Source organism: Comamonas sp. C24C (genome assembly GCF_053345995.1).
Genome location: NZ_JBKFBC010000008.1, coordinates 204,028 through 228,856, shown reverse-complemented (window position 1 = coordinate 228,856; position 24,829 = coordinate 204,028). Strand labels below are relative to the sequence as shown.

Sequence of the window (24,829 nt, the reverse complement as noted above, 5' to 3'; positions counted from 1 at the left end):
GCTGGTGTGTGCCAAGTTTGACGTCTGGCTGCAAAACCTGTGGCAAGGCTTGGAAGGGTCGAGCAATTAAAATCACGCTTTATGACTTTTATCGACATGCTGCGCGACGCGTCCACGCGCAATGACTCCATGCTGTGCGTGGGTCTGGACCCTGAACCCAGCCGCTTTCCTGGCGCCATGCAGGGCGATGCGTCCAAGATCTACGACTTCTGCGCAGCCATCGTCGATGCCACCCATGATCTGGTCAACAGCTTCAAGCCCCAGATCGCCTACTTCGCCGCCCATCGTGCCGAGGACCAGCTCGAAAAGCTGATGGCGCACATGCGCCGGGTGGCGCCACATGTGCCCGTGATTCTGGACGCTAAGCGTGGCGATATCGGCTCTACCGCCGAGCAATACGCCAAGGAAGCCTTCGAGCGCTATGGCGCCGATGCCGTGACGCTCTCGCCCTTCATGGGCTTCGACTCCATCACGCCCTATCTCAAGTACGAAGGCAAGGGCGCTTTCCTGCTGTGCCGCACCTCCAATCCCGGCGGTGACGACCTGCAGGCCCAGACCCTGGCGGATGTGCCCGGCAACCCGCATATGTTCGAGCATGTGGCTAAGCTGGCCCAGGGCCCGTGGAACACCAATGGCCAGCTGGGACTGGTGGTGGGTGCAACCCGTCCCAACGAGATCGAGCGCGTGCGTGCCGTGGCTCCCACGTTGCCGCTGCTGATTCCCGGCGTGGGTGCACAGGGCGGCGATGCCGTGGCGACCGTCAAGGCCGCCCGCATTGGCGGCGGGCCCATCATCATCAATTCCTCGCGCGCCATTCTGTACGCGGGGCAGGGTGATGACTTTGCCAAGGCTGCACGCGCGGCAGCCATCGCCACGCGCGCCACGCTGCAGGCAGCAGCGCAGAGCTGAGTCAGGGCACTCTGGCCATGCAAAGCAAATGGCTGGAAGACTTTTTGCTTCTGGCGCAGGAGCGCAGCTTCACCCGCGCGGCGGAGCTGCGCCATGTCACCCATCCGGCTTTCGGCCGGCGCATCCGTGCGCTGGAGGAGTGGGCTGGAACCCCGCTGATCGAGGCGGGCGGCGGGCCGGTTCGTCTCACTGCGGCCGGCGAGGCCTTTCGCGACACCGCCGAGCAGATGGTGCACACCCTGGCCCAGTCGCATGACGAGCTGCAGGCCGTGGCCGGCCGGCAGGCCCATGTAATCACGTTGGCCACGGGGCGCACGCTGGCGCGCACCATCGTGGCCGACTGGCTGGCGCGCTATGGCAGCGTGCTGCAGACGGCGGAGATGCGCATCGTCACCCGCACACTCGATGAAACCGTGCACATATTGCAGCGCGGCGAGGTCAGCTTTGCCCTGCTCTACCACCATGCCGCCATCGCCGTGCGGCTGGATGGCCGCCAGTTCAGCTATCTGACGGTGATGAGCGACAAGCTGGTGCCCGTGGCCCGGGCCGATGCTGAAGGCAAGCCCCTGTTCGCACTGGCGCAGGCTCTGCTGCCCGGTGCCAGCCCCATGCCTTATCTGGCTTTTTCGCACAGCATGGCGTTGGGGCGGCTGGTCGAAGACCATCTTGCCAGCCATCCTCTGTGGCCGCGTCTGCGCCGCTGCATTGAATGCGATTCGGCGGATGCCAATTACGAGTACGTGCTCAAGGGCCTGGGCGTGGCCTGGATGCCCTGGTCCATGGTGCAGCGCGATTGCCAGGACGGCCGTCTGGCGCTGGCCGGCGACGGCAGTCTGGATGTGCATTTCGATGTGCGGCTTTATCGGCCCAAACGCCGGCTGAGCACTGCTGCGGAGCAGTTCTGGACCGATATCACCGGTCAGTAACTGAGCAGTCACTCCTTTTTTGCCTGCGGCCACACCTTAGGCTGGAAAAACAACAGAGGGTATCGGGTTCCTGGCGGCGTTGCCTCCTCTCGATTTGCCCGAAAACACCTTGATGTGCTGAAATGGCACGGAAATGTGCCAGATCGGCACTGAAAGGTTTTCTCCGTATTCGGACAATTGCCTCATACAGATTCGGAATAGTTTCATGCAGAACACAAACATCCTCCGCCGTACCGCCATCGCTGCGGGCCTGCTGCTGGGCGCTGCCGTGGCAGTCCCTGCCATCGCCGCCGACAACTATCCCAGCAAGGCCATCACCATGGTCGTGGGCTACCCGGCCGGCGGCAGCACCGACCTGGTGGGACGTCTGGTGGCCGACGGCCTGGCTAAGCATCTGGGCCAGCCCGTGGTGGTGGAAAACCTGGGCGGCGCCGGTGGCGCCATCGGTGCGCAAAAGGTGGCCAAGGCCCCTGCCGACGGTTACACCATCATGGTGGGCGCCAACAATGAGCTGGCCATTGCCAGGCTCATCAACAAGGCCGTGAAGTACAACATCGGCGACTTCACTCCCATCGGTCTGGTGGGTTCCCAGCCCATGGTGCTGGTCGCATCGCACAAGGCCGGCGTGAAGAACGCGGCCGAGTTTGTGAGCTTGGTGTCCAAGAACCCCGACAAGTTCAGCTACGGCAGCTCCGGCGTGGGCACGGCGCTGCACCTGGCCGGCGAACTGGTCAAGGAGCAGGGCAAGCTGCAGATGACCCATGTGCCATACAAGGGCGTGGCTCCGCTGACCACCGACCTGGTGGGCAACAACATCGAGTTCGGCGTGTTCGTGCTGTCCTCGGGCCTGCCCCATATCAAGGCCGGCAAGGTTGTGGCTCTGGGTACGACCGAAGCCAAGCGCTCGGCCATCACACCCGATATCCCTGCCCTGTCCGAACTGCCCCAGTTCAAGAACGTGGACATCAACAGCTGGTTTGCACTGATGGCCCCCAAGGGCCTGCCCGCTCCCATCGCCGCCAAGCTGAAGAAGGCGTTGGAAGAAACCATGGCTTCGCCCGAGTTCCGCAAGAAGATGGAAGAGACCGGCAACGTGGTGGCCGATCCCAAGGTGGATGCCGGCAAGTACATCAACACCGAGATTGCCAAGTACGCAAAGATTGTTCAGTTCGCGCATATCGAGAACTGATCTTGCTTTGACCAGTGGTGACCTGAGGTCGCCTAGGTTTGAAAACGGCTTGTGCCTCCGGAGCGCAGGCCGTTTTTGTTTTTTCTGCTGATTGCAGGACAGAGGGCGGGCCGAGACCCGTCCTCTGAGTGCCAATCAAGCAAGCCGTAATAATCGGATCAAATCGGCATCAAGCGCAGACCCACAAAGCGCAACCAGCTCTCAATTCTGAGTCGCCAGCTGACAACGCGCAGGCGACACTGCCCCCACATTCACCTTCTGTGCGGCCAGCGCCGCATCCAGCGTTTCCCCGAGCAGCAGATTGCGCGCCAGCAGGCTGTAGCCGGCGGCGCTCTGGATGCCATAGCCGCCCTGGGCGGCGACCCAGAAAAAGCCCGGCACGGGCGTGGGCGAGGCATCCCAGCCGATCACCAGCTCGCCATCGGCGACAAAGCTGCGCAGGCCGGCCCAGGTATGCGAGGGGCGGCGGATTTGCAGCGTGGTGGCTTCCTCTATGTGATAGATGCCGGTCGCAATGTCCAGCTCTTCGGGCACGACATCGTGCGGTGCCACGGGGTCTGCATTGGCGGGTGAGCCCAGCAACTGGCCGGCATCGGGCTTGATGTACCAGTTTTCATCGGCGCTGATGATGGCGGGCCAGTGCGTGGCGTCCATGCCTTCGGGGGCCGGGAAGGTGAAGGCACTGCGGCGTTTTGGGGTGATGCCGATGGGAGCCGCACCCACCATGGCGGCCACGACATCCACCCAGGCCCCAGCGGCGTTGACGATGACCTTGGCACGAAGGCTACGGCCCTGGGGCAGGGCAATGTGCCAGAAGTCGTTGACCCGGGTGATGGCTTGGACCTCGGCGTTGCACCACAGGTCGCCGCCGCGCTGGCGCAGGCCGCGGATATAGCCCTGGTGCAGGGCGTGCACGTCGATGTCGCGCGCACCGGTATCGAGAAAGCCGTCCACCAGCACCTCGGTGTCGAGCACGGGAACCAGGGCCTTGAGCTGTGCGGCGCTTAGGCGCTGGGCATCGGGGGAGTGAACCTGAGCTTCGGCGTGGGCGGCATCCACCAGATCCCGCTGATCGGCCGTGCCCACATAGAGCACGCCGCGCGGTGCGAGGATGGGGCTTTCTGCAAAACCGGCCGGTGGCGCATCGTAGAAGGCGCGGCTGGCGCGGGTCAGGGCCTGAACCTGGGCGGGACCGTAATGCTCTTCAAACAGCGCGGCCGAGCGGCCGGTGGTGTGATAGCCGGGCTGGGATTCGCGCTCCAGCATCAGCACCGAGGGCGGGTTCTCGCCACCCGACTGCGCCAGCTGCCAGGCGGCCGATGCACCGGCCATGCCCGCGCCCACGATGACGAAATCCCAGACATCCTTCTGCATTGTTTCTCTCCCTGGCGCAACAAGCTATGCAAAACATAGCTTGTTGCGCTTGATCAGTCTTGTTTTGATGACGATTTGGCTTTGGACTTGGCAGGGGCCTTGTCCAGATAGGGCTTGAGGTAGCGTCCCGTCACGCTGGCCGGGTTGGCTGCGATGTCTTCGGGCGTGCCCTGGGCCACGACCTGGCCGCCGCCCGAGCCGCCCTCGGGGCCCATGTCGATCAGCCAGTCGGCGGTCTTGATGACGTCGAGGTTGTGCTCGATCACGACGATGGTGTTACCCGCATCGCGCAGCTGGTGCAGCACTTTCAGGAGCAGGGCAATGTCGGCGAAGTGCAGGCCCGTGGTGGGCTCGTCGAGGATGTAGAGCGTGCGGCCAGTGTCGCGCTTGGACAGTTCCTGCGCGAGCTTGACGCGCTGGGCCTCGCCGCCCGACAGTGTGGTCGCGCTCTGGCCCAGGCGGATATAGGACAGGCCCACGTCCAGCAGGGTCTGCAGCTTGCGCGCAATGCTGGGCACATCCTTGAAGAAGGCATGTGCGTCTTCGACCGTCATCTCCAGAATCTGCGAGATGTTCCGGCCCTTCCACTGCACTTCCAGCGTCTCGCGGTTGTAGCGCTGGCCGTGGCAGAGGTCGCAGGGCACGTAGACATCGGGCAGAAAATGCATTTCCACCTTGACCACGCCATCGCCCTGGCAGGCTTCGCAGCGGCCGCCCGAGACATTGAACGAGAAACGTCCGGGGCCGTAGCCGCGCTCCTTGGCGGTATTGGTTTCGGCCATCAGCTCGCGGATCGGCGTGAACAGGCCGGTATAGGTTGCCGGGTTGCTGCGCGGCGTGCGGCCGATGGGCGACTGATCGACGTTGATGACCTTGTCGAAATAGTCGATGCCTGCGATGTCGTCATGCGCTGCCGGCTCGGTGCCTGCACGGTGTATCTGGCGCGCTGCTTCGGCATACAGCGTATCGTTGACCAGGGTGGATTTGCCCGAGCCCGAGACGCCGGTCACGCAGGTGAACAGGCCGACGGGGAAGTCCACCGTCACGTTCCTGAGGTTATGGCCGCGCGCGCCTTGCACGGTCAGTGCCTGCAGGTCGGTGCGCACCTTGCTCGCGGACTCCCGCTTTTTCGCGGCCGTGACGGGAAAGCGCGATGCGCTTTGACTGGCTTCGGCTTCACTGTCCTTGCGCAGCACGGGCAGCCAGGCGGTGCGCTGCCTGGGCACGGGAATGCTTTGTACGCCGCTCAGGTAGCGGCCAGTGGGCGAATCGGGGCTGGCCTTGATGTCCTCATAGCTGCCCTGGGCCATGATGCGACCGCCATGCACGCCGGCGCCCGGACCCATGTCGATGATCTGGTCGGCCGCCCGCATCATGTCTTCGTCATGCTCGACCACGATCACGCTGTTGCCGATATCGCGCAGGTGCTCGAGTGTCGCAATCAGCTTGTCGTTGTCGCGCTGGTGCAGGCCGATGGAGGGCTCGTCCAGCACATACATCACGCCCGTCAGGCCCGAGCCGATCTGAGATGCCAGGCGAATGCGCTGAGCCTCGCCGCCCGAGAGCGTGTCGGCGCTGCGGTCCAGGCTCAGGTACGAGAGGCCAACGTCGTTGAGGAAGAGCAGGCGCGAGGCGATCTCGCGCACGATCTTGTCCGCAATCTCGGCCTTGGCGCCGGCCATGCTCAGCTGCTTGAACCAGCCCAGCGCATCGGCCAGCGTGGCATGGCTTACTTCATAGATGGAGCGGGCCTGCTCGCCATCGCCCACGCGCACAAAGCGCGCTTCGCGGCGCAGGCGCGTGCCTTCACATTCGGGGCATTTGCGGATGCTGCGCAGCTTGGCCAGATCGTCGCGCACGACCTGGGATTCGGTCTCGCGAAAGCGGCGCTGAATATTGGGGATGATGCCTTCGAACGGATGCGACTTGATGAAGGCTTCGCCCTTGCGCTCGCCGCTCTCGAAAACATAGTTGAACTCCATGGACTCGTCGCCCGAGCCAAAGAGAATCACGTTGCGCACCTTCTCGGGCAGCTCCTCGAATGCCGTCTCGGTGCTCACGCCATAGTGTTTGGCCACGCTCTCCAGCATGGAGAAGTAGTAGTTGTTGCGCTTGTCCCAGCCCTTGATGGCTCCGCTGGCCAGACTCAGCGACGGGAAGGGCACGACGCGGTCGGGGTCGAAGGCCTCGCTGTTGCCCAGACCGTCGCAGGCTTGGCAGGCGCCCATGGGCGAGTTGAAGGAGAACAGGCGCGGCTCGAGCTCGGGCAGGGAGTAGTCGCAGAGGGGGCAGGCGAACTTGGCGCTGAACAGATGTTCCTTGCCACCGTCCATTTCCAGCGCGATGACACGGCCGCCGGCATCGGCACCGCCGGCGCGCAAGGCGGCCTCGAAGCTTTCGGCCAGGCGCTGCTTGATGTCTTCGCGCACCTTGACGCGGTCTATCACCACATCGATGTTGTGGCGCTCGTTCTTCTCCAGCTTGGGCAGGGACTGGGCGTCGTAGATCTGCCCGTCGACGCGAAAGCGCACATAGCCCTGGGCCTGAAGCTGCACGAAAAGCTCGGCGAACTCGCCCTTTTTCTCGCGCGCCAGGGGGCCGAGGATCATCAGCTTGGTGTCTTCGGGCAGCTGGAGCACGCTGTCGACCATCTGGCTGATGGTCTGGGCCTGCAGCGGCAGATTGTGGTCGGGACAGAACGGTGTGCCGGCACGGGCGTAGAGCAGGCGCAGATAGTCGTTGATCTCGGTCACCGTGCCCACGGTGGAGCGCGGGTTGTGGCTGGTGGCCTTCTGCTCGATAGAAATGGCGGGCGACAGGCCCTCGATCAGATCGACATCGGGTTTGTCCAGGCGGCCCAGAAACTGGCGTGCATAGGCCGAGAGGCTCTCCACATAGCGACGCTGGCCTTCGGCGTACAAGGTGTCGAAGGCCAGACTGGACTTGCCCGAGCCCGACAGGCCGGTGATCACCACCAGCTGGTTGCGGGGGATGTCCAGGTCGATGTTCTTGAGGTTGTGCGTGCGTGCGCCGCGAATGGCGATGCGTGTCTGCGCCAGAGAACGGCCCAGATAGAGGCTGTCATCTTGGACTTCAGAGGGCGAATCAGGCTTCAGGGACACGGGCGCTCCAGACGGGGAAAACTCTCCATGATAGTCAGACGGGCTTGCGCGTGACTAGATGATTCATGTTCACGGACAATCTACGGTTTTATTTCCTCTCTTTTGCCCGGCAGTGATTTAGTTAACCTGGGCATAAGACTTTGACTCTTGGCAAAATCTGAGCGTGAAAAAAATCAATACCTCCCCCAGCGCGGGCACGCAGGGCACGGACAAATCCTCCACCACCATGACCTCCCAGGAACGCCGCTCCAGCGGCGCCCTGGCGCTGATCTTTGCGCTGCGCATGCTGGGCCTGTTCTTGGTGCTGCCCGTCTTCATGCTGGAGGCACGCAAATACCCGGGCGGTGACGACCCGGCCATGATCGGCTTGGCCATGGGTCTGTATGGTCTGACCCAGGCCCTGTTCCAGCTGCCCATCGGGCTGGCCTCCGACCGTATCGGCCGCAAGCCGGTCATTGTCGCCGGCCTGCTGGTGTTTACGGCGGGCAGCCTGATTGCGGCCATGGCCGACTCGCTGACCGGCCTGATGGCGGGGCGTGCCATTCAGGGCGCGGGCGCCGTGTCTGCTGCGGTCACGGCCTTGCTTGCCGACTTGACGCGCGATGGCGTGCGTACCAAGGCCATGGCCCTGGTGGGCGGCAGCATCGGCCTGATGTTTGCGCTGGCACTGGTGCTGGCACCGCTGCTCAACGCCTGGATTGGGTTGTCCGGCATCTTCGGCCTGACCTGCGCGCTGGCGCTGGCCGGCATTGCCGTGGTGCTGTGGGTGGTGCCGCCCGAGCCCAGGCAGCATGCCGATGCGCCCAAGGGGCGGTTCAGCGAGCTGCTGGGCCAGTCCGATCTGCTGCGCCTGAATTTCGGTGTGTTCATTCTGCATACCGTGCAGATGTCCATGTGGGTTGCCGTGCCGGCCATGCTGGTGCAAGCCGGTCTGGCCAAGGAGCAGCATTGGCACATCTATCTGCCGGCCGTGCTGCTGTCCTTTGTTGCCATGGGCTTGCTGTTTTCCATGGAGCGCAAGGGCAGGCTGCGCACCGCCCTGCTGGGGGCCATCGGCCTGGTGCTGGTCGTGCAGCTCGGTCTGGGCATGTTGGCCGCCAGCGGCACCATTCCTACGGTCTGGTGCATGGCGCTGCTGATGTTTCTGTTCTTCTGCGGCTTCAACGCGCTTGAGGCCACCCAGCCAAGCCTGGTCTCGCGCATGGCACCGGCGCCGCTGCGCGGTGCGGCCTTGGGTGCCTACAACACCTTGCAGTCGCTGGGACTGTTTGCTGGCGGTGCTGTCGGCGGTGCTGTCGCCAAATTTGCGGGTGTGCCGGGCCTGTTCATCATGACGGCGGTACTGGTTGCCCTGTGGCTGGCCGTGACCTGGCCGCTGCGCCCGGTAGGTCGTCACTGAGGCGCCGTGCGCCTTCCCACCGGTAGCTGATGCTGGCGGTGCAAAGACTCAGTCTCTTGCTCAGCTGCCTGCGCGGAGTTGCCGGAGCGACCGGCATGGCCGATATGGGATATCGGGAAATCCCGTGCTCTTCAGGGCGGGCTTGGGGCAGAATACGAGCTTCATTGGTTTGGGACCTTTCTTGACTGCCCGGGCCACTTTTTGAAAAGGTATTTCTATGGCATCCGTCAACAAAGTCATCATCGTCGGCAATCTGGGCCGTGACCCTGAAATGCGCACCTTCCCCAGCGGCGATCAGGTGGCCAATGTGACCATCGCCACCACGGACCGCTGGCGCGACAAGAACACCGGTGAAAACCGCGAAGCCACCGAATGGCACCGCGTGGTCTTCAACGGCAAGCTGGCCGAAATCGTGGGGCAGTATCTGCGCAAGGGCAGCCAGGTCTATGTCGAAGGCAGCCTGCGCACCCGCAAGTGGACCGATCAGGCCTCCGGCCAGGAGCGTTACGCCACCGAAATCCGCGCCGACACCATGCAGATGCTGGGAAGCCGCCAGGGCGGTGGTCAGCAGCAAGGCGGCTACGGCGGCGACGATGGTTACGGTGAAAGCAGCTATCAGGCACCCAGCCGTCCGGCTCCCGCGCCCATGCAGCAGCGCCCCGCACCGGCACCCATGCAGCAGCGTTCTGCTCCTGCTCCCATGGCTCCTCCTCCCCAGCGCGCTGCGTCGGGGTTTGACGACATGGATGACGATATCCCGTTTTAATTCAGAGACAGGCGGCAGTTGCCGCTTTCCAGGAATCTGCAAAAGCCCGCGCTCCCATCAGCGTGGGCTTTTCTCATGCGGTGAACGGAGAGATTGCAGGAGCAATTCCATAGATGTTGCAGGCAGATGGCAGCAGGGTTGAAAATTTCAATGGGATCGCTGGCTTCATCGAATTAGTGAAATAAGATGCTGCATCCAGGCGCGTTTCATCCAGTTACGATTAGGGGGCGGGCGCTGAATCACACACTCAAGTGTGAGGGATCTCTGCCAGTGCAGCCAAGCGGGACTTGGCGTTTCCTCAGGAGCTTCGAGCATGCCGACTTTGGTCATCTCAATCGACGGCGCAGTCATCAAGGAAGTGCAGCTCACCAAGGAGCGCACGACCGTGGGTCGTCGTCCTTATAACGACATCGTGATCGAGAATCTGGCGGTCAGCGGCGAGCATGCCGTGCTCACCATCACTGGCGGCAAGGTCAGCATCGAGGACTTGCGCAGCACCAACGGCACCTATGTCAATGGCCGTGCCATCCAGAAGCAGTATCTGCTCAACGGTGACCTGCTGGACATTGGGCGCTACAAGATCCGTTTTCTCGACACTGTGATCCCCGATACCAATATTTCGTCTGCCCCGGGCGGCAAAAAGGCGGCGCTGGCGCACATTTCCGAAGAAGCGGACAGCGGCCATGCCAAACTGGCCAGCCCTTCCGGGTTTGGCGAGATCTCCAGCTTCAGTTCCACCATTCAGGGCTCGCTTGCCGCACTGCCGGAGCGTCACGCCGTGATTCGCATGCTCACCGGCAGCCTGGCAGGCAAGGAAATAGCGCTTTTCAAAGTCGTCACCACCCTGGGTAAGCCTGGAGTAGCCATCGCTTCCATCACCCAGAAGCCTCATGGCTTTGTGCTTACCCAGCTGGAGGGTGCCAGTGAAGACCTCAAGCTCAATGGTCAGGTAGTCGGACCTCTTTCCGTGCCCCTGCTCAATGGCGATACGGTGGACCTGGCGGGCAGCACCATGCGCTTTGTCGTGGAGTGACTGGCTTGACGGGCGTTAAGTATCTGACAAATTTGTCACCGCTTGCGATCGGATTGCCAAAATTGTTACTCAAACTCGCGTGAATGTTGCCAAACGTGTTGTCTTGTGTGGTGCTTTCAACCGGTCAGCTTGTTGGCATGCCGCTTGCTTCATAGCCTGGGTCTCATCCAACTAGGGAGTTTGAAATGAAGCGTTCCATTCAAAAGGGTTTCACCCTGATCGAACTGATGATCGTTGTCGCGATCATCGGTATTCTGGCTGCCGTGGCTCTGCCTGCTTATCAGGATTACACAGTCCGAGCCAAGGTCGTTGACGGCTTGTCTTTGGCAGCCTCAGCAAAAACTGCGGTGGCTGAAAATGCCGCGAATGCTTCGCCTTTTAAGTCGGGTTGGATTGCTCCAGGTGCAACCAAGAATGTCAACAAAATTGAAATTGACGATACTACCGGTAAAGTAACAATTACTTATCAAAATGCCATTGATGGTGGTAAAACATTGATTCTGACGCCTCTTGATGGCTCGCGCGACGCAGGTGTTGCGTTGGCTGGAACTTCAACTGCCTCAACAATTCCGACGAGCGGTTCTATTACTTGGGTTTGTGCTGCTGCAAGCAGTACTGTCACGAATACTGCTGTTGGTAAAGGTACAATCAATCAGAAGTATGTACCTGCAGAGTGCCGTAGCTAATTAAGTGCACTGAAAAAAGATATTGAATTAATTCAACTAAAAGCATGCCGACTTCGGCATGCTTTTTTATTGGAGCTTTATGCTGAATAAATGGCTTGGTGCTGATGTATCAAAAGAATTTGGTGTAAACATGGCAATGCTGCTTGTTAAAGCTGCATCCAAGGAACAGAGCAAGAAAAGAATAAAACCTTTGAAAAAAGAAGAGAAGCGCTTTGATTCAGCGCTTTTTTCCATCGAGAAACAGTTAAATAACTTCATTTCCATCAATAAGCTGAATATATACTCCAAGGCTCAGATGGGTAGTTCTTTTAAATTTACACTTTTGGAAAATGGATTCGAATCAGATGTGGCAAACTCCATGACCACATGGCTGCTTCTTCGTTGTAAGTAATTAGATATGCTGCAGATTCTAAGAAAGATTCTTAAATCGAAAAAGTCCGGCAATGAAAGTAAAAAACCAAAGCTTAATGTAATTGAGGATAGCTCCAACTTTCAATTGGGTAATTCTGCAATGGCTCAAGGAAACGTTGATAAAGCCATTGATTACTATCGTCGACATGTTGCAATTTTCCCTAATTTAGTTAATGGTTATGTTGGGCTTGGATATGCATTGACAGAGAAAGCGAACTGGTTAGAGGCTATTAATGTCTTGGAGAAGGCTCTGTCAATCAATGCGGAAAGTAGTAGCGCTAATTTCCTCTTGGGGCGTGCATATTTTAATGTCGATGATCTATTTTCTGCCGAAAAATATTGGAAGCGAGCAAATTTTTTAGATCCGAAAAATGAGGCTATTTATGCTGATTATTGTTTTTTGTTATTTAAAAATGGGAGAATAAAAGATGCAATTTCTTTGATTGAAGCTGGCATTGAGAATTTTCCAGATAATTCTCAGTTTTATTTTTATTATGGAAACTTATTGGCGGAAACTGGTGATTATGCGAGTGCAGTTATGCACTATAGAAATTCTGTAAATCTTGGAGATCAGTCGCCTGGGCTTTATGCAAGCATGGGGGCTTGTTTGATTCAGACAAGTAGACATGATGATGCAATTGATGCTTTGAAGAAGGCAAAAGCACTAGATCCTAGTTCGGCAATAGCTGCAAGCAATTATCTGTTGGCTATTCAGTACAGCAAAAATATTTCAATGGCGGAAAAATTTTCCGTTGCTCAAGAGTTTTCGAAGAGTTTTGAAGCAGAGTTGGAGGATGAATGGGGAAATTATCATCAATGCGATGATGCTTTGGTGAGTAGGAAATTGCGAGTAGGATATGTTTCTGGAGACTTTCGTGCACATTCGTTAGCATTCTTTTTCGAACCGATTATTAAAAATCACGATAAATCAAAGTTTGAAATTTTTTCCTATTACTCGTATCCTACAATAGATGTGGTTTCTGAAAGAATAAAAAGAGAATCAGATCAATGGATTCCATGTTATGGGATGACAGACTCTGAATTGGCTTCCCGCATCCGAGAAGATGAGATTGATGTGCTAATTGATTTGTCGGGTCATACCGGGAATAATCGATTGCTAACTTTCGCGAGAAAACCAGCTCCTGTGCAAATGACATGGCTTGGCTATCAAGCGACTACCGGGTTGCGAGCAATAGATTATCGTATTACAGATGAATCCCTTGACCCAACAGGCACAACAGAGAGCTTCCATTCTGAAAAATTGATCCGCCTATCAGCCAGTGGTACTTTCAGTCCTTCTCCAGATAGTCCATTCGTCAATGAGCTCCCTGTTCATTCTGGAAATCCATTTACTTTTGGTTGCCTTAATAATCCATCAAAAATTACTGATGATGCTATTGAAGTCTGGGCTCAGATATTAAATAAATCTCTAGGCAGTAGATTGATGATTGGGAATGCGACGTCGGAGTTAATTGATAAATTTTCAGAGCAATTTTCAAAATTTAATGTTGATTCAGATCGTTTGATATTTAAACAAAAAGTGAGTTTAAAAGATTATCTAATACTTCATCATCAAATTGATCTGGCGCTTGACACATTTCCATACAACGGGGGGACGACCACCTTTCATTCTCTCTGGATGGGAGTTCCGATTATTGCATTGGATGGTAACTCCGCATTGTCAAACGTGGGGGCGTCAATTATGCGAGCCGTTGGACTTCAAAGGTTTTGTGCAATGAGTAAAGAATCATATATTGATAATGCATTGTTTTTTTCGAAAAATACAAGCGATCTAGCGGAAGTACGTAGATCTCTTCGGGTAGTTCTAAATGATGTTAATGAAAAACTAGCAGTATCAGTTACAAAAGAGATCGAAGGTGTAATTGAATCCAGCTTGATGGAATATTGTGAAAAATCATATATTTATAATAGATAGGGTATTTATTTTAGAAAGAAAGTATTTTTTATATTAGATATCTAATTATTAGCTGATCCAGCTCCCTGATTTCCCTCCATGCTTCTCCAATACTCTCGTCCCCCCCATCACCATCTCCTTATCCACAGCCTTGCACATGTCGTAGATAGTCAGCAAGCCAACCTGCACGGCAGTCAGGGCTTCCATTTCCACGCCGGTCTGGCCTTTTAGCTCGACGGTGGCGGTGCAAAGAATGGAACTGGATTCGGGCTCCAGCTCAAACTCCACGGCAACGCGGGTCAGAGCCAGGGGGTGGCAGAGCGGGATGAGGTCGCTGGTCTTCTTGGCGGCCATGATGGCGGCGATGCGGGCCACGCCCAGCACGTCGCCTTTTTTCGCGCTGCCGGTCTGCACAATGGCAAGGGTTTCCGGCTTCATGGTGATGCGGCCTTCGGCGACGGCTATGCGATGGGTGCTGGGTTTGGCACCGACGTCCACCATATGGGCCTGGCCCTGGGCGTCAAAGTGGGTAAGAGAGGACATGGCGGTTCTTTCCGGCGGCAGACGGCTTGGGTTTTGCCGCCCAATCGAGGTTGAGCAGGGATGGACTGGCGGCTTTACCTGGGCATCCCAGGCGGGCATGTCGCCGTTTCCATCAATCAAGGCATCATAGTGGGGTGTTGAACGGTCGGCATATGGAAGATCTGTATGCCGGCAATGCTGTGATTGCCATGCCATTTTTGATGCCAAAACTGCGTACAGTTCATATTTTAAAAGCGCTGACAGCTTCTGTTTTGATAGCTATTCAAGCAGTCTCACCCTTGGCACCCGGTGCCCGGGCGGCGGGTTTGCCGACTCTGGGCGATGGTGCCTCGTCGCTGACCACGGGCGAGGAGCGGCGTCTGGGTGACTCCATCGCCCGCGAGCTGTACCGCGACCCGGACTATCTGGATGACCCGGTGCTGCAGGAGTATGTGGAAGGCATCTGGCTGCATCTGCAGGATGCGGCGCGCAAGAATGGCGAGCTGTCGCCCGAGCTGGAGGAGCGCTTTGCATGGACGCTGCTCCTGGGCAAGGATCGCCAGGTCAATGCGTTTGCTTTGCCCGGCGGCTATATGGGCGTTTATCTGGGACTGATAGGCGTGGTCAGCAGCGGCGATGAGCTCGCCTCGGTCATTGCCCATGAAACCAGCCATATCACCCAGCGCCACATTGCCCGCATGATGGCGCAGCAGGGCAAGCAGACGCCGCTGATGCTGGCTTCCATGCTGCTGGGCGCCCTGGCGGCCACGCGCAGCCCCGATGCGGCCATGGCCATCATGATGGGTGGTCCGGCGGCCGTGATGCAGAACCAGCTGAATTTCTCGCGCGCCATGGAGAGCGAGGCGGACCGCATGGGCTACAGCCTGATGTCTCCTGCCGGTTTTGCTCCCCAGGGTTTTGTGAGCATGTTCGGCAAGCTGCAGCAGGCCAGCCGGCTCAATGACAACGGCAGCTGGCCCTATCTGCGCAGCCATCCCTTGACCACCCAGCGTATCGCGGACATGGATTCGCGCATTCCGCCCGGTAAGCGCGCGGCCGATCCCGTGCCCACGCTGGAGCATGTGATGATGTCGGCCCGCGCGCGCGTGATTTCCAACGCCGGTGTAGAGGTGCGCCGCCAGTGGGCCACACTGCCGCGTTCCGGCAGTTTTTCCAGTCTGAGTCAGTTCGAGCAGGTCGCTCAGCTCTATGCGGCCACGCTCAGCGCCATGTATCTGCGCGACTGGCCGCTGGCGCGCGAGATGGTGCAGCGGCTGCTCACGGCGACGGCAGGCAATGCACCAGCGAGTATTCAAGCCAAATGGCTGAATGCCGAGCTCGAGTACAAGGCCGACAATCCTCAGGCGGCTCTGGCTGCCTTGCCCTTGCAGTCCATGATGGCTCCCCAGACAGCCCCCAAGGTGACGGCCAGCGGCAATCTGGCCGGGCCACGTGAGGTCGGGCCGCGCGAGGCCGGGCCCAGCCTGGCCACGATTGATGTGGTGGAGCGGGTTGCGCCGCGCAGGCCGGAGCTGCTGCTCAAGACGGAGATCCTGCTCAGGCTCAATCAGGCAGGCTCCATGGCCAGTCCCTTGCAGACCTGGGTGACGGACCATCCCCGCGATGGTTCGGCCTGGCAGACGCTGGCGCGCGTATGGCGCAGCCAGGGCCAGGAAATGCGAGCCCTGCGGGCCGAGGCCGAGGCCCAGGTGGCCCACTATGACTATGCGGCAGCGGTGGATCGCTTCAAGGCAGCCCAGGATCTGGCCCGCAAGGCCGGGGCCAGGGCTGATTACTTCGAGGCCTCCATCATCGACACGCGTCTGCGTGCCGTCGAAGAGCTACTCCGGGAACAGCTGAGCGACAAGGCGGTCAATAAGTAGGCCCAGCACCGAATAAATCAGCGCGCCCAGCATGGCGGCCCAGAAGCCGGCGACGTGGAAGCCGCCCAGCAGGCCCGAGGCCATCCAGAACATCAGGCCGTTGACCACCAGCAGGAACAGACCCACGGTGACGATGGTCACGGGCAGGGTCAGCACCACGAGTATGGGCCGGATGATGGTGTTGAGCAGGCCGATGACCAGGGCCGCAATCATGGCCGAGCCAAAGCTTTGCACCTGAACGCCGCTGTAGACATAGGCGACCCCGAGCAGAGCCGCCGCGCAAAGAAGCCATTTGACGAGGATTTTCATGCCGCCCAGCATAGCAGTAGGTGCTGCCTGCGCGCTGGCGCACTGCCGGCCCATGAAAAAAGCCTTGTGCAGTGGTCACCGCACAAGGCTTTCAAGGTTTGGAAGCTGCTCTTAAATCGAGAGCGAGTCGTCGATCACAAAGCCCATCATGGCGGCAATCGCGGCCATGGTGCCAGGCAGATTCCAGCGGCCGCCGTTGGCATTGGTCTTGGCATTGGCCTTGACGGGAGCGGCTTGTACAGCCTCCTGCTTGGGACGGCGGGCGTCGATGATCTGCGCTGCGCCATGTTCCTGCTGCAGCTCGGTAACCAGCTCGGTCAGCGGGCCCTTGGCCAGCACGGGCGTGACCTTGCCGCCGCTCGTCGCCATGACGGGCATCAAGGCCGTAAACAGCTTGTCTGCCCATTTGCCGCGCCAGTTCTCGCGAGCGCGGTGGCTGACCCATTTGCTCACACGGTGGGTCATGCGCGGAGCACAGGCCACCAGCAACCAGTGGGAGGAAGCCGCCTGGCTTGATCCCGCCAGTGCCTCGAGCATAGGCTGGGCGTATGTGGCGTCATCCACGTAAACAATGATGGGGTTCAAAGTGCGTCCTAACTGGAACGAAGGTTGAAGAATGCGGCACCTCTGTAGGAATGTGCCGACTTGTTTCTATTGTGAGTCGTGAAGGCTGCGGTCAGTTCCCGCATTCCTTCACGAATTGCTGGGTTTTCCAGGCTTAGTGGGCTGCAACCGCGGGACGGCGGCTGGCAATGAATTTGCCCAGGGCCAGAACCAGCAGCGCGCCGCCGATATGGGCTGCCCAGTACAGGGTCTTGGAGATCTCGGCCAGACCTTGTGCATCGGTGGTGCCCAGCTTGGGCATCCACAGCCACTTCTCGGTGTTCACGAACACGGGGTCGGTCACGAACATGCCGCCCGCGATCCAGCCCAGCAGCATGCCGCCGGCCACGATGATCATGGGGAAGCGCTCCATCAGCTTGATTACCAGCTGCGAGCCCCAGACGATGATGGGCACGGAAATCAGCAGACCCAGCACGATCAGCAGCATCTGGTGGTCGCCAGAACTCTGGGCGGCGCCGGCGATGGCGATCACGTTGTCCACGGACATCACCAGGTCGGCGACGATGATGGTCTTGATGGCGGCAAACAGCTTGTCGCTGCCTTCGATGTTGTCGTGACCTTCGTCATCGGGAGCAATCAGCTTGATACCGATCCAGATCAGCAGGACGGCACCCACGACCTTCAGGAAGGGCAGCTGCAGCAGCACCATGGCAAAGGCGATCAGGATGATGCGCAGGATGATGGCACCGGCCGTGCCGTAGATGATGCCCTTGCGGCGTTGCTCGGGAGGCAGCTTGCGGCAGGCCAGCGCGATCACGACCGCGTTGTCGCCGCCCAGCAGGATGTCGATGATGATGATTTGGCCCAGCGCAATCCAGAAGGGCGTGTGGGTCAGAAAGTCCAGATCCATGTGATTTTTCCTCGTTGTGGAATGCCGCTGGTGCAGTCTGCATAGGTTTGGCACTTGACGCCAGCGGGTGAAGACCAAGGTGACGTAAGTCGAAGCGCAAACCCGCGCGAGGAATCGTGCAGGGGAAGACACTTTGATTGACCGTCATCGGCCTATCAAAGGTCTTGCTCGATTGCAGTCAGTCTGCAAACCGCATGGCCGGAAGCTTGCGCTTCGTATTGACGACCATCCGCTCATGACGCACAAGATGCGTCCGATAAGCTACTCCCCTTCGAAGCTGCGCATTTCAACACAGCAGGCATGGGATTTCAAGCTTCAAAACCCATCTAGTTCACAGGTTTTATATTGAGCAGCAGTCCTGCGACGCTTTTACACAAAGCGTGGGTAGCTACCAAAAATGCAGCAACCTTGCTGGCGCAGGCCTCATGGCTGCGGCTTATGATGCCTGCTCCATGACTGCCATTCACATCACCGACATCGAAGCGGCCATCAATTACTGGCGAGGCCGTGCCCCATCGCCCGACGGCGTGCTGCTGGCACCCGAGGTCAAGGCCCTGGCCGAGGTGTATGCGCTGATGATTTATGAATGCGAGCCCGACGTGGCCGTGGAGGGCTTTCCCTCACACGCCATGGCGGCCTGGCTGGCCTGGTTCGACACCATGCCCGATACGCCCTGCATTGCCATCTGCTCCACCAGCCAGGGCGATGAGAAATGCAAGGGCTGCGGCCGCAGCTTTGACGAAGTGCAGTACTGGACGGCCATGGAGCCCGCCGAGAAGCGGGCCGTATGGCGCCGCATCACGGTCGAGGGCGATTCCTGGCGCTTCAACCGCTATGCGGAACGCGCGGCGGAGCGGCGCGGCCAGAGTTTCTGAAGCTTATTTCCAGCGCGTGGGCTCGACAAACACCGTGCCCAGATTGCTGGACAAGGTGAGCTGGCCTTCCTGAATCGTGGCCTGCAGCTGCATGCTGCGCTCGGCCAGCGCACCCAGTTGCTGGGCCACTTCCGAGTCGATGTAATGCACTTCCAGCTTGCTCTGGCGGGCCAGCTTGCCTTCCAGACCCTTCCACCAGACATGGGCAGCGTGGTTGAAGGGGTAGACCAGCATGTGGTCCGACTTGTTGCAGGCCTTGGTGATGGGCTTTTCGTCGGGCTGGCCGACTTCGATCCACAGACGCTTCTGGCCGGTGTAATCGGTGATGTGCACGTCCGGATCGTCAGGGTCGGACAAACCAATGCCAAAGCCCAGCGTGCCGTCACCGTTGCACAGGTCTTGCAGCTTCCAGGCGTTCAGCGCCAGGGCCACCAGGCGCACCATCATGCGGTCATCTGTTTCGCTGGGATGGCGCGCCAGCGTCAGATTGTGGTCGGCGTAGTAGTTGTGGTCGATGTCGGCAATCGACAGATTGGCTTTGAAGATGGTGGACTTGATGGCCATGGCGGTGCTGCCCGCAGGCAGTCCTTTTGAAAACTATCAAAAACAAGAGCTGCCAGCACCAATCAACATTGGCTTTGGCAGCTCTTTGATGCTGAAAAGCTTGAATATCAAGCGTTAGCAGCTATTCTTTTTGCGGATCAAACTTGCGAATCAAACGCGCTTGGCCAACTCGGCAGCCTTGCCGATGTAGGAGGCAGGCGTCATGGCCAGCAGACGGTCCTTGTCGGCCTGGGGGATTTCCAGACCGTTGATCAGGCGGTGCAGGTCTTCGGCCAGCACGGTCTTGCCGCGCGTGACTTCCTTGAGCTTTTCGTAGGCGCCCTGCACGCCATAGCGGCGCATCACGGTCTGGATGGGCTCGGCCAGCACTTCCCAGGCGTTGTTCAGGTCTTCCTGCAGGCGCTCTTCGTTGAGTTCCAGCTTGTTCAGGCCGGTCATCAGCGAAGCGTAGGCCAGCGTGGTGTAGCCAAAGGCAACGCCGATATTGCGCAGCACGGTGGAGTCGGTCAGGTCACGCTGCCAGCGGCTGATGGGCAGCTTTTCGGCCAGATGCTTGAGCATGGCGTTGGCCATGCCCAGATTGCCTTCGCAGTTCTCGAAGTCGATGGGGTTGACCTTGTGGGGCATCGTGGACGAGCCGATCTCGCCGGCCTTCAGGCGCTGCTTGAAGAAGCCCAGGGACACATAGCCCCAGATGTCGCGCGACAGGTCGATCAGGATGGTGTTGGTGCGAGCCATGGCATCGAACAGCTCGGCCATGTAGTCATGGGGCTCGATCTGGATGGAGTAGGGCTGGAAGCTGATGCCCAGGCCCTTGGGCTCGGCGGATTCCACCACGTTCTGGCTGAAGGCTTCCCAGTCGAATTCGGGCCAGGCCGACAGGTGGGCGTTGTAGTTGCCCACGGCGCCGTTCATCTTGCCCAGGATCTTCACGCCGGCGATGTTGGCAGCGGCCTTTTGCAGGCGCACGACCACGTTGGCCAGTTCCTTGCCCACAGTGGTGGGAGAGGCGGTCTGGCCGTGGGTGCGGCTGAGCATGGGCACTTCAGCATAGAGGTGGGCCATCTCGCGCAGCTTGGCGATGATGCCGTCGATGGCGGGCATCAGCACGGTGTCGCGGCCGACGCGGATCTGCAGGGCGTGGCTGGTGTTGTTGATGTCTTCGCTGGTGCAGGCAAAGTGCACGAATTCGGCAGCCTTCTGCAGCTCGGCGCGACCATCGAACTTGGACTTGATCCAGTACTCCACGGCCTTCACGTCGTGGTTGGTGGTCTTTTCGATGGCCTTGATGGCGTCTGCATCGGCTTCGGAGAAGTTGGCAACCAGCGCGTGCAGATAGTCACGCGATTCGGCCGACAGCGCGGGGAACTCGGCAAAGCCGGCATCGGACAGGGCGATGAACCAGGTCACCTCGACCTGAACACGGCGGTGCATATAGCCGTATTCGCTCATGATGGGGCGCAGTGCGGACAGCTTGGCGGCGTAGCGGCCGTCCAAGGGAGAGATGGCGGTGAGGGAGGACAGGTTCATGGTGGCGCAATTGTAGGTGCGCTGCATCAGTCGCACGCAGCGCTGGGTTGCTCGGCGGCCGTGGCTGGCGCGCATGCAGACCCGGTGCGGCGGCCGCCGGGCCGCCATGGCAGCGCATAGAATCATTGCACCGGCCCGTCGCCGGTGACTCGTGTCATGGAACCGCTGCTATGAAACTAATAGGCTCCACCACCAGCCCCTATGTGCGCAAAGTCCGCGTCGTGCTGGCCGAAAAGAAGCTGGACTATCAATTTGTCGAAGAAAACCCCTGGGAGGAAGCGCTTTCACCCGGTACGGGCAATCCTCTGGGCAAGGTGCCGCGTCTGGTGATGGACGGCACGGAGGCAATGTTCGATTCGCGCGTCATCGTCGAATATCTGGACACACTTTCGCCGGTCGGCAAGCTGATTCCGGGCACGGGTCGCGAGCGCGCCGAGGTCAAGACCTGGGAGGCCCTGGCCGACGGCATGCTGGATGCTGCCGTTCTGGTGAGGCTGGAGGCCACCTGGCCAGGCCGCAGCGCAGAGCAGCGTAGCCAGGCCTGGATGGATCGCCAGATGGGCAAGGTCCGGGCCGCGCTCAAGGTCATGTCGCAGGGGCTGGGCGAGAAGCCGTTCTGCTGCGGCGGCACGCATCTGACGCTGGCCGATATCAGCGTCGGCTGCGCCCTGGCCTGGCTGGATTTCCGCTTTCCCGAGCTGGACTGGCGCGCCGAGCATCCGAATCTGGCCGCCTTGCTGACCAAGCTGGCGGCGCGCCCCAGCTTTGTGAATACCGTGCCCCACTGAGTGGCGGCATGTCAGCCAAGAAAAAGGCCACTCGAAAGTGGCCTTTTTTTGGGGCATAAAAAAGTTGCGAAGCATCCCGAAACGAATTAAGAGAGGGAGGGAGGAGAAGCGCTCCGGGGATTTTTCAATGGGCGTACCCACAGGCTTCGCAACTGGAAATTGGTGAATGCAGACCTGTCAGTTCATTGCACTTGACTATCAGATAAGACACTGTTGCAGAAGTTCCAGCCCTAGTGGGTTTCATTTTTGTAACAGTTTGGCAATGCCTGTAGGCAAATCTTGATGGATGCTGCCAGCGCCCTGAAAAGCGGGCGCTCACCAATCTTCAATCCCGTGACATGATTGCCTGTCCTAGGTTGCGGTACCGGGCACGAACACCGCAGTCCAGAGCTTGAGTACCGCTTCGCGCTGGACTTGGGCCTGTTCCGGCTCCAGTTGTCCGGAGCGCTCGTCCAGTCTTGCCACGTGTTGCAGGCGACGCAGCTCGCGGTAGGCCTTGGCGGCTTCATAGCCCACGCCTTTGGGCAGCAGGCCTGCGTCTTCGGCGCGCTGCAGCAAGGCAATATTGCCCACGTTGGCGATCAGCTCGCGGTGTGCACCGGATTCGGCCAGCACCAGGTACTGGACGGCAAATTCCACATCCACCATGCCGCCGGGGCTGTGCTTGACGTCGAACAGGCCGCCGCGCACCGGATGGGCGCCGCGTACCCGCTCACGCATGGTTTCAATCTCGTTGCGCAGCGCAGCGGCGTCGCGCGGTGCGGTGATTACGGCTTCGCGCACCGCATCAAAGCGCTGATGCAGGTGCAGATCGGTCGCGGGCGCGTCTGCAGGCGAGGGAAAGTCGCGGCTGCCCAGCACAAAGCGGGCACGCGTCATGGCCTGGTGCTCCCAGGTCCAGGCGGTATTGCTGCCGCGCTGCTGCTGGTAGTTGGCATAGGACTCGAAGCTGGTCACCAGCAGGCCCGAGCTGCCGTTGGGGCGCAGCGCGGTGTCGATCTCGAACAGATCGCCTTCGCCGGTCTTGACGGTCAGCCAGTTGATGAGCTTGCGCACATAGGCCGCGTAGATCTCGGGAGCGCGGTCATCGTCGTCATCGAAGACGAAGACGATGTCCAGATCGCTGCCGTAGCCCAGCTCCTTGCCGCCCAGCTTGCCATAGCCCACGATGCCGAAGCGCGGCGTATCGCGATGGCGGCTCTTGAGCCGGCTCCAACACCATTGGGCCGTGATGCGCAGCACGCTGTCGGCCAGCGCGCTCAGGTCGTCGGCCACCTGCTCTACGGTAATGCGGCCCTCGATGTCGCGCGCCAGGGTGCGGAAGACCTCGGCATGGTGGGCGCGGCGCAGCAGATTGAGCAGGGTTTCGTCGTCGTCTTCGCCCGTGGATTGCAGGGCGGCCAGACGCATGGCCAGCTCATGCTCGAAGTCTGCTGCGACAAAGCGCTCCTTGAGAATGGCATCGCTGGCCAGCTCGTCGATCACGCCGGGGTGTTGCTGCAGATAGCGCGCAGGCCAGCGCGCCGCTCCGAGCAGATGCAGCAGTCTTTCATGAACCGCTGGCCGTTCCAGCAGCAGCGCGAGGTAGCTTTCGCGGCGCAGCAGGGGCTCCAGCCATTGCAGAAAACGCTTGGCTGCTTCCTCGCCGGACTGGCCGCTTTCCACCCATTGCGCGGTGCGTTCCACCAGCCTGAACAAGCGCGCACGGGCCTCGTCACGCAGGCCGTTGATGCGGGTGTTGCTGCGCCAGTCGGCGACCTGACCGGCCAGTGACGGCGGCAGGGCCTCGATCAGCTCCTCGATGTCGCGGGGCGTGGGCGGACCACCTGCCGCCGCCTTGGCGGCATTGCAATGGCCGTTGCTGCACTGCTGGGAGTCACCGCCCAGCAAGGTGTCGAACTCCTGCGCCACCAGTTCGCGGTGCTCGTCCAGCTGGTGCAGAAAGCCGCAGGCATCGCCATAGCCCAGGGTGCGGGCAATCCACAGCAGATCATCGTCGCGCGTGGGCAGCACATGGGTCTGCTGGTCGTCCAGATACTGGATGCGGTGCTCCACCTGGCGCAGAAAGATGTAGGCGCGGCTCAGGGCGTCGGCAATCTCGGCGCTCATCAGATTGGCCTGCACCAGGCGCTGCAGGGCTTCCAGCGTAGGGCGGCGCCGCAGCTCGGGGAACTGGCCGCCCCGCACCACCTGCAGCAGTTGCACGATGAATTCGATCTCGCGGATGCCGCCGCGCGAGAGCTTGACGTCGTTGGCACGTTCGGGGTGGCCCGCGCTGCGCTTGGACGCATGGTCGCGGATCTGGCGGTGCAGGCTGCGCAGCGAGTCGAACACCGCATAGTCCAGATAGCGGCGGAATACAAAAGGCAGCACCACGCTGCGCAGGGCCTGGACGTTGGGGGTCTGGATATCGGCCAGCGGCGCCACGATGCGGCTCTTGAGCCAGGCAAAGCGCTCCCACTCGCGGCCATGAATCTGCAGATATTCCTCCAGCGAGGACAGCGAGACGGCGGGGGCGCCTGAATTGCCGTTGGGCCGCAGGGCCAGGTCGACGCGAAAGACAAAGCCGTGTTCGGTGGTGTCGCCAATCAGGCTGAAGATGCCTTTGACGGCACGGCCGAAGTACTCGTGGTTGGAGATCACGCCGCGGCCGTCGGCCTTGCCCTGGGTGTCGCCGTCATGTTCGTAGACGTAGATCAGGTCGATGTCGCTGGAGACATTGAGCTCGCGGGCGCCGAGCTTGCCCATGCCTATGACCCAGAACTGGACTTCCTGGCCGGCAGGGCCTTGAGGCGCACCATGCCGGGTGTCGAGTTCGGTGCGCACCTGGGTGCAGGCACGATCCAGGGCCAGCTCGGCCAGCTCGGTGACGGCCTTGGTCACCACGGCGAGAGGTGCCTGCTGTTCGCAGTCCAGCACGATGATGCGCTCCATCACCAGCTGGCGCAGCACGCGCAGCGCGGCGGAGAGGTCCAGGCCGCGCGACTGCAGCGTGCCCAGGGCCTGTTCCATCAGGGCCCGGTCGGGGGCTCCCGGCGGCAAGGCGTCAAACCAGTTCTCGTAACGGCGGTGAAGGCGCTGCACAAAGCGCGAGTACTGGGCCGGGGAAGGAACATTGAGGGCGTTTTCTGCCATTGCTTGCTCTGGGGACTGC

21 protein-coding genes are annotated in these 24,829 nt (G+C 59.9%); 12 read left to right on the top strand and 9 right to left on the bottom strand.

The genetic code is table 11. From position 1 onward, the window contains the following. The first annotated feature begins 81 nt into the window (after window positions 1-81). From pyrF to ACLBXN_RS16350, 3 genes are all read left to right on the top strand, one after another. Entirely contained in the window at window positions 82-909 is an 828-nt protein-coding gene (gene pyrF, locus ACLBXN_RS16360; RefSeq protein ID WP_043003313.1) for an orotidine-5'-phosphate decarboxylase, read from the top strand. A 17-nt stretch (window positions 910-926) separates the two neighbouring features. Further along, window positions 927-1,835, top strand: a complete 909-nt coding sequence (locus ACLBXN_RS16355) for a LysR family transcriptional regulator (RefSeq protein WP_447612831.1) — start codon at window positions 927-929, stop codon at window positions 1,833-1,835. A 205-nt stretch (window positions 1,836-2,040) separates the two neighbouring features. Beyond that, on the top strand, window positions 2,041-3,024 hold the full coding sequence (locus ACLBXN_RS16350) for a Bug family tripartite tricarboxylate transporter substrate binding protein (protein WP_003072187.1): 984 nt from the start codon (window positions 2,041-2,043) through the stop codon (window positions 3,022-3,024). Between the two features lie 201 nt (window positions 3,025-3,225). Here the strand turns inward: ACLBXN_RS16350 and ACLBXN_RS16345 are convergent, their stop codons facing one another. Further along, a complete protein-coding gene (locus ACLBXN_RS16345) occupies window positions 3,226-4,398 on the bottom strand; it encodes an NAD(P)/FAD-dependent oxidoreductase (protein ID WP_447612830.1) in 1,173 nt (390 codons plus the stop codon). Window positions 4,399-4,451: 53 nt separating this feature from the next. Continuing rightward, on the bottom strand, window positions 4,452-7,520 hold the full coding sequence (uvrA, locus tag ACLBXN_RS16340) for an excinuclease ABC subunit UvrA (RefSeq protein ID WP_447612829.1): 3,069 nt from the start codon (window positions 7,518-7,520) through the stop codon (window positions 4,452-4,454). A 226-nt stretch (window positions 7,521-7,746) separates the two neighbouring features. Between uvrA and ACLBXN_RS16335 the strand changes: the two genes are divergently transcribed. The 6 genes from ACLBXN_RS16335 (at window position 7,747) to ACLBXN_RS16310 (ending at window position 13,751) form a co-directional block, all read left to right on the top strand. Beyond that, entirely contained in the window at window positions 7,747-8,919 is a 1,173-nt protein-coding gene (locus ACLBXN_RS16335) for an MFS transporter (RefSeq protein WP_447612849.1), read from the top strand. 217 nt (window positions 8,920-9,136) lie between these two features. Next, window positions 9,137-9,685: a single-stranded DNA-binding protein gene (gene ssb / locus ACLBXN_RS16330; protein WP_003060089.1), complete on the top strand. Its 549-nt coding sequence runs from the start codon at window positions 9,137-9,139 to the stop codon at window positions 9,683-9,685. Window positions 9,686-9,998: 313 nt separating this feature from the next. Continuing rightward, window positions 9,999-10,718 carry an FHA domain-containing protein gene (locus ACLBXN_RS16325; RefSeq protein ID WP_447612828.1) on the top strand — a complete coding sequence of 240 codons (720 nt, stop codon included), beginning with the start codon at window positions 9,999-10,001 and terminating at the stop codon, window positions 10,716-10,718. Between the two features lie 185 nt (window positions 10,719-10,903). Continuing rightward, window positions 10,904-11,404, top strand: a complete 501-nt coding sequence (locus ACLBXN_RS16320) for a pilin (protein ID WP_447612827.1) — start codon at window positions 10,904-10,906, stop codon at window positions 11,402-11,404. Between the two features lie 79 nt (window positions 11,405-11,483). Next, the gene (locus ACLBXN_RS16315; protein ID WP_447612826.1) at window positions 11,484-11,795 is read left to right on the top strand and encodes a hypothetical protein; all 312 of its coding nucleotides are present in this window, start codon (window positions 11,484-11,486) and stop codon (window positions 11,793-11,795) included. A 6-nt stretch (window positions 11,796-11,801) separates the two neighbouring features. Next, window positions 11,802-13,751 carry an O-linked N-acetylglucosamine transferase family protein gene (locus ACLBXN_RS16310; protein WP_447612825.1) on the top strand — a complete coding sequence of 650 codons (1,950 nt, stop codon included), beginning with the start codon at window positions 11,802-11,804 and terminating at the stop codon, window positions 13,749-13,751. A 48-nt stretch (window positions 13,752-13,799) separates the two neighbouring features. On the opposite strand, the gene moaC is transcribed toward ACLBXN_RS16310, so the two are convergent. Next, window positions 13,800-14,273, bottom strand: coding sequence for a cyclic pyranopterin monophosphate synthase MoaC (gene moaC / locus ACLBXN_RS16305; RefSeq protein ID WP_447612824.1), 474 nt, complete (start codon window positions 14,271-14,273; stop codon window positions 13,800-13,802). Between the two features lie 200 nt (window positions 14,274-14,473). On the opposite strand from moaC, the gene ACLBXN_RS16300 reads away from it, so the two are divergent. Beyond that, window positions 14,474-16,135, top strand: coding sequence for a M48 family metalloprotease (locus ACLBXN_RS16300; RefSeq protein ID WP_447612823.1), 1,662 nt, complete (start codon window positions 14,474-14,476; stop codon window positions 16,133-16,135). Here the strand turns inward: ACLBXN_RS16300 and ACLBXN_RS16295 are convergent. The 3 genes from ACLBXN_RS16295 to ACLBXN_RS16285 all read right to left on the bottom strand — a co-directional run bounded on the left by ACLBXN_RS16295 (window position 16,094) and on the right by ACLBXN_RS16285 (window position 17,918). After that, window positions 16,094-16,444 (bottom strand): phage holin family protein, encoded by a 351-nt coding sequence (locus ACLBXN_RS16295; RefSeq protein ID WP_029158475.1) that lies wholly within the window; start codon window positions 16,442-16,444, stop codon window positions 16,094-16,096. The genes ACLBXN_RS16300 and ACLBXN_RS16295 overlap by 42 nt on opposite strands. 111 nt (window positions 16,445-16,555) lie before the next feature. Beyond that, window positions 16,556-17,029, bottom strand: coding sequence for a hypothetical protein (locus tag ACLBXN_RS16290; RefSeq protein ID WP_043003320.1), 474 nt, complete (start codon window positions 17,027-17,029; stop codon window positions 16,556-16,558). 133 nt (window positions 17,030-17,162) lie between these two features. Next, on the bottom strand, window positions 17,163-17,918 hold the full coding sequence (locus ACLBXN_RS16285) for a TerC family protein (RefSeq protein ID WP_003060114.1): 756 nt from the start codon (window positions 17,916-17,918) through the stop codon (window positions 17,163-17,165). A gap of 425 nt (window positions 17,919-18,343) precedes the next feature. On the opposite strand from ACLBXN_RS16285, the gene ACLBXN_RS16280 reads away from it, so the two are divergent. Further along, on the top strand, window positions 18,344-18,793 hold the full coding sequence (locus ACLBXN_RS16280; RefSeq protein WP_003060116.1) for a DUF3717 domain-containing protein: 450 nt from the start codon (window positions 18,344-18,346) through the stop codon (window positions 18,791-18,793). A gap of 3 nt (window positions 18,794-18,796) precedes the next feature. Here ACLBXN_RS16280 and ACLBXN_RS16275 read toward each other — a convergent pair whose 3' ends face one another. Together ACLBXN_RS16275 and purB are read right to left on the bottom strand one after the other, a co-directional pair. After that, complete coding sequence (locus ACLBXN_RS16275) at window positions 18,797-19,357, bottom strand: YaeQ family protein (RefSeq protein ID WP_003072218.1); 561 nt, start codon at window positions 19,355-19,357, stop codon at window positions 18,797-18,799. A 150-nt stretch (window positions 19,358-19,507) separates the two neighbouring features. Further along, entirely contained in the window at window positions 19,508-20,887 is a 1,380-nt protein-coding gene (gene purB / locus ACLBXN_RS16270; RefSeq protein ID WP_034401209.1) for an adenylosuccinate lyase, read from the bottom strand. A gap of 170 nt (window positions 20,888-21,057) precedes the next feature. Between purB and ACLBXN_RS16265 the strand changes: the two genes are divergently transcribed. Beyond that, entirely contained in the window at window positions 21,058-21,675 is a 618-nt protein-coding gene (locus tag ACLBXN_RS16265) for a glutathione S-transferase C-terminal domain-containing protein (protein WP_043003322.1), read from the top strand. 351 nt (window positions 21,676-22,026) lie between these two features. On the opposite strand, the gene glnE is transcribed toward ACLBXN_RS16265, so the two are convergent. Continuing rightward, window positions 22,027-24,810, bottom strand: a complete 2,784-nt coding sequence (gene glnE / locus ACLBXN_RS16260; protein ID WP_447612822.1) for a bifunctional [glutamate--ammonia ligase]-adenylyl-L-tyrosine phosphorylase/[glutamate--ammonia-ligase] adenylyltransferase — start codon at window positions 24,808-24,810, stop codon at window positions 22,027-22,029. Window positions 24,811-24,829 lie beyond the last annotated feature (19 nt).

Coding starts and splice junctions, on each gene's coding strand:
- pyrF (WP_043003313.1), top strand. CDS start 82: ATGACTTTTATCGACATGCTGCGCGACGCGTCCACGCGCAATGACTCC.
- ACLBXN_RS16355 (WP_447612831.1), top strand. CDS start 927: ATGCAAAGCAAATGGCTGGAAGACTTTTTGCTTCTGGCGCAGGAGCGC.
- ACLBXN_RS16350 (WP_003072187.1), top strand. CDS start 2,041: ATGCAGAACACAAACATCCTCCGCCGTACCGCCATCGCTGCGGGCCTG.
- ACLBXN_RS16345 (WP_447612830.1), bottom strand. CDS start 4,398: ATGCAGAAGGATGTCTGGGATTTCGTCATCGTGGGCGCGGGCATGGCC.
- ACLBXN_RS16335 (WP_447612849.1), top strand. CDS start 7,747: ATGACCTCCCAGGAACGCCGCTCCAGCGGCGCCCTGGCGCTGATCTTT.
- ssb (WP_003060089.1), top strand. CDS start 9,137: ATGGCATCCGTCAACAAAGTCATCATCGTCGGCAATCTGGGCCGTGAC.
- ACLBXN_RS16325 (WP_447612828.1), top strand. CDS start 9,999: ATGCCGACTTTGGTCATCTCAATCGACGGCGCAGTCATCAAGGAAGTG.
- ACLBXN_RS16320 (WP_447612827.1), top strand. CDS start 10,904: ATGAAGCGTTCCATTCAAAAGGGTTTCACCCTGATCGAACTGATGATC.
- ACLBXN_RS16315 (WP_447612826.1), top strand. CDS start 11,484: ATGCTGAATAAATGGCTTGGTGCTGATGTATCAAAAGAATTTGGTGTA.
- ACLBXN_RS16310 (WP_447612825.1), top strand. CDS start 11,802: ATGCTGCAGATTCTAAGAAAGATTCTTAAATCGAAAAAGTCCGGCAAT.
- moaC (WP_447612824.1), bottom strand. CDS start 14,273: ATGTCCTCTCTTACCCACTTTGACGCCCAGGGCCAGGCCCATATGGTG.
- ACLBXN_RS16300 (WP_447612823.1), top strand. CDS start 14,474: ATGCCAAAACTGCGTACAGTTCATATTTTAAAAGCGCTGACAGCTTCT.
- ACLBXN_RS16295 (WP_029158475.1), bottom strand. CDS start 16,444: ATGAAAATCCTCGTCAAATGGCTTCTTTGCGCGGCGGCTCTGCTCGGG.
- ACLBXN_RS16285 (WP_003060114.1), bottom strand. CDS start 17,918: ATGGATCTGGACTTTCTGACCCACACGCCCTTCTGGATTGCGCTGGGC.
- ACLBXN_RS16280 (WP_003060116.1), top strand. CDS start 18,344: ATGGCTGCGGCTTATGATGCCTGCTCCATGACTGCCATTCACATCACC.
- ACLBXN_RS16275 (WP_003072218.1), bottom strand. CDS start 19,357: ATGGCCATCAAGTCCACCATCTTCAAAGCCAATCTGTCGATTGCCGAC.
- purB (WP_034401209.1), bottom strand. CDS start 20,887: ATGAACCTGTCCTCCCTCACCGCCATCTCTCCCTTGGACGGCCGCTAC.
- ACLBXN_RS16265 (WP_043003322.1), top strand. CDS start 21,058: ATGAAACTAATAGGCTCCACCACCAGCCCCTATGTGCGCAAAGTCCGC.
- glnE (WP_447612822.1), bottom strand. CDS start 24,810: ATGGCAGAAAACGCCCTCAATGTTCCTTCCCCGGCCCAGTACTCGCGC.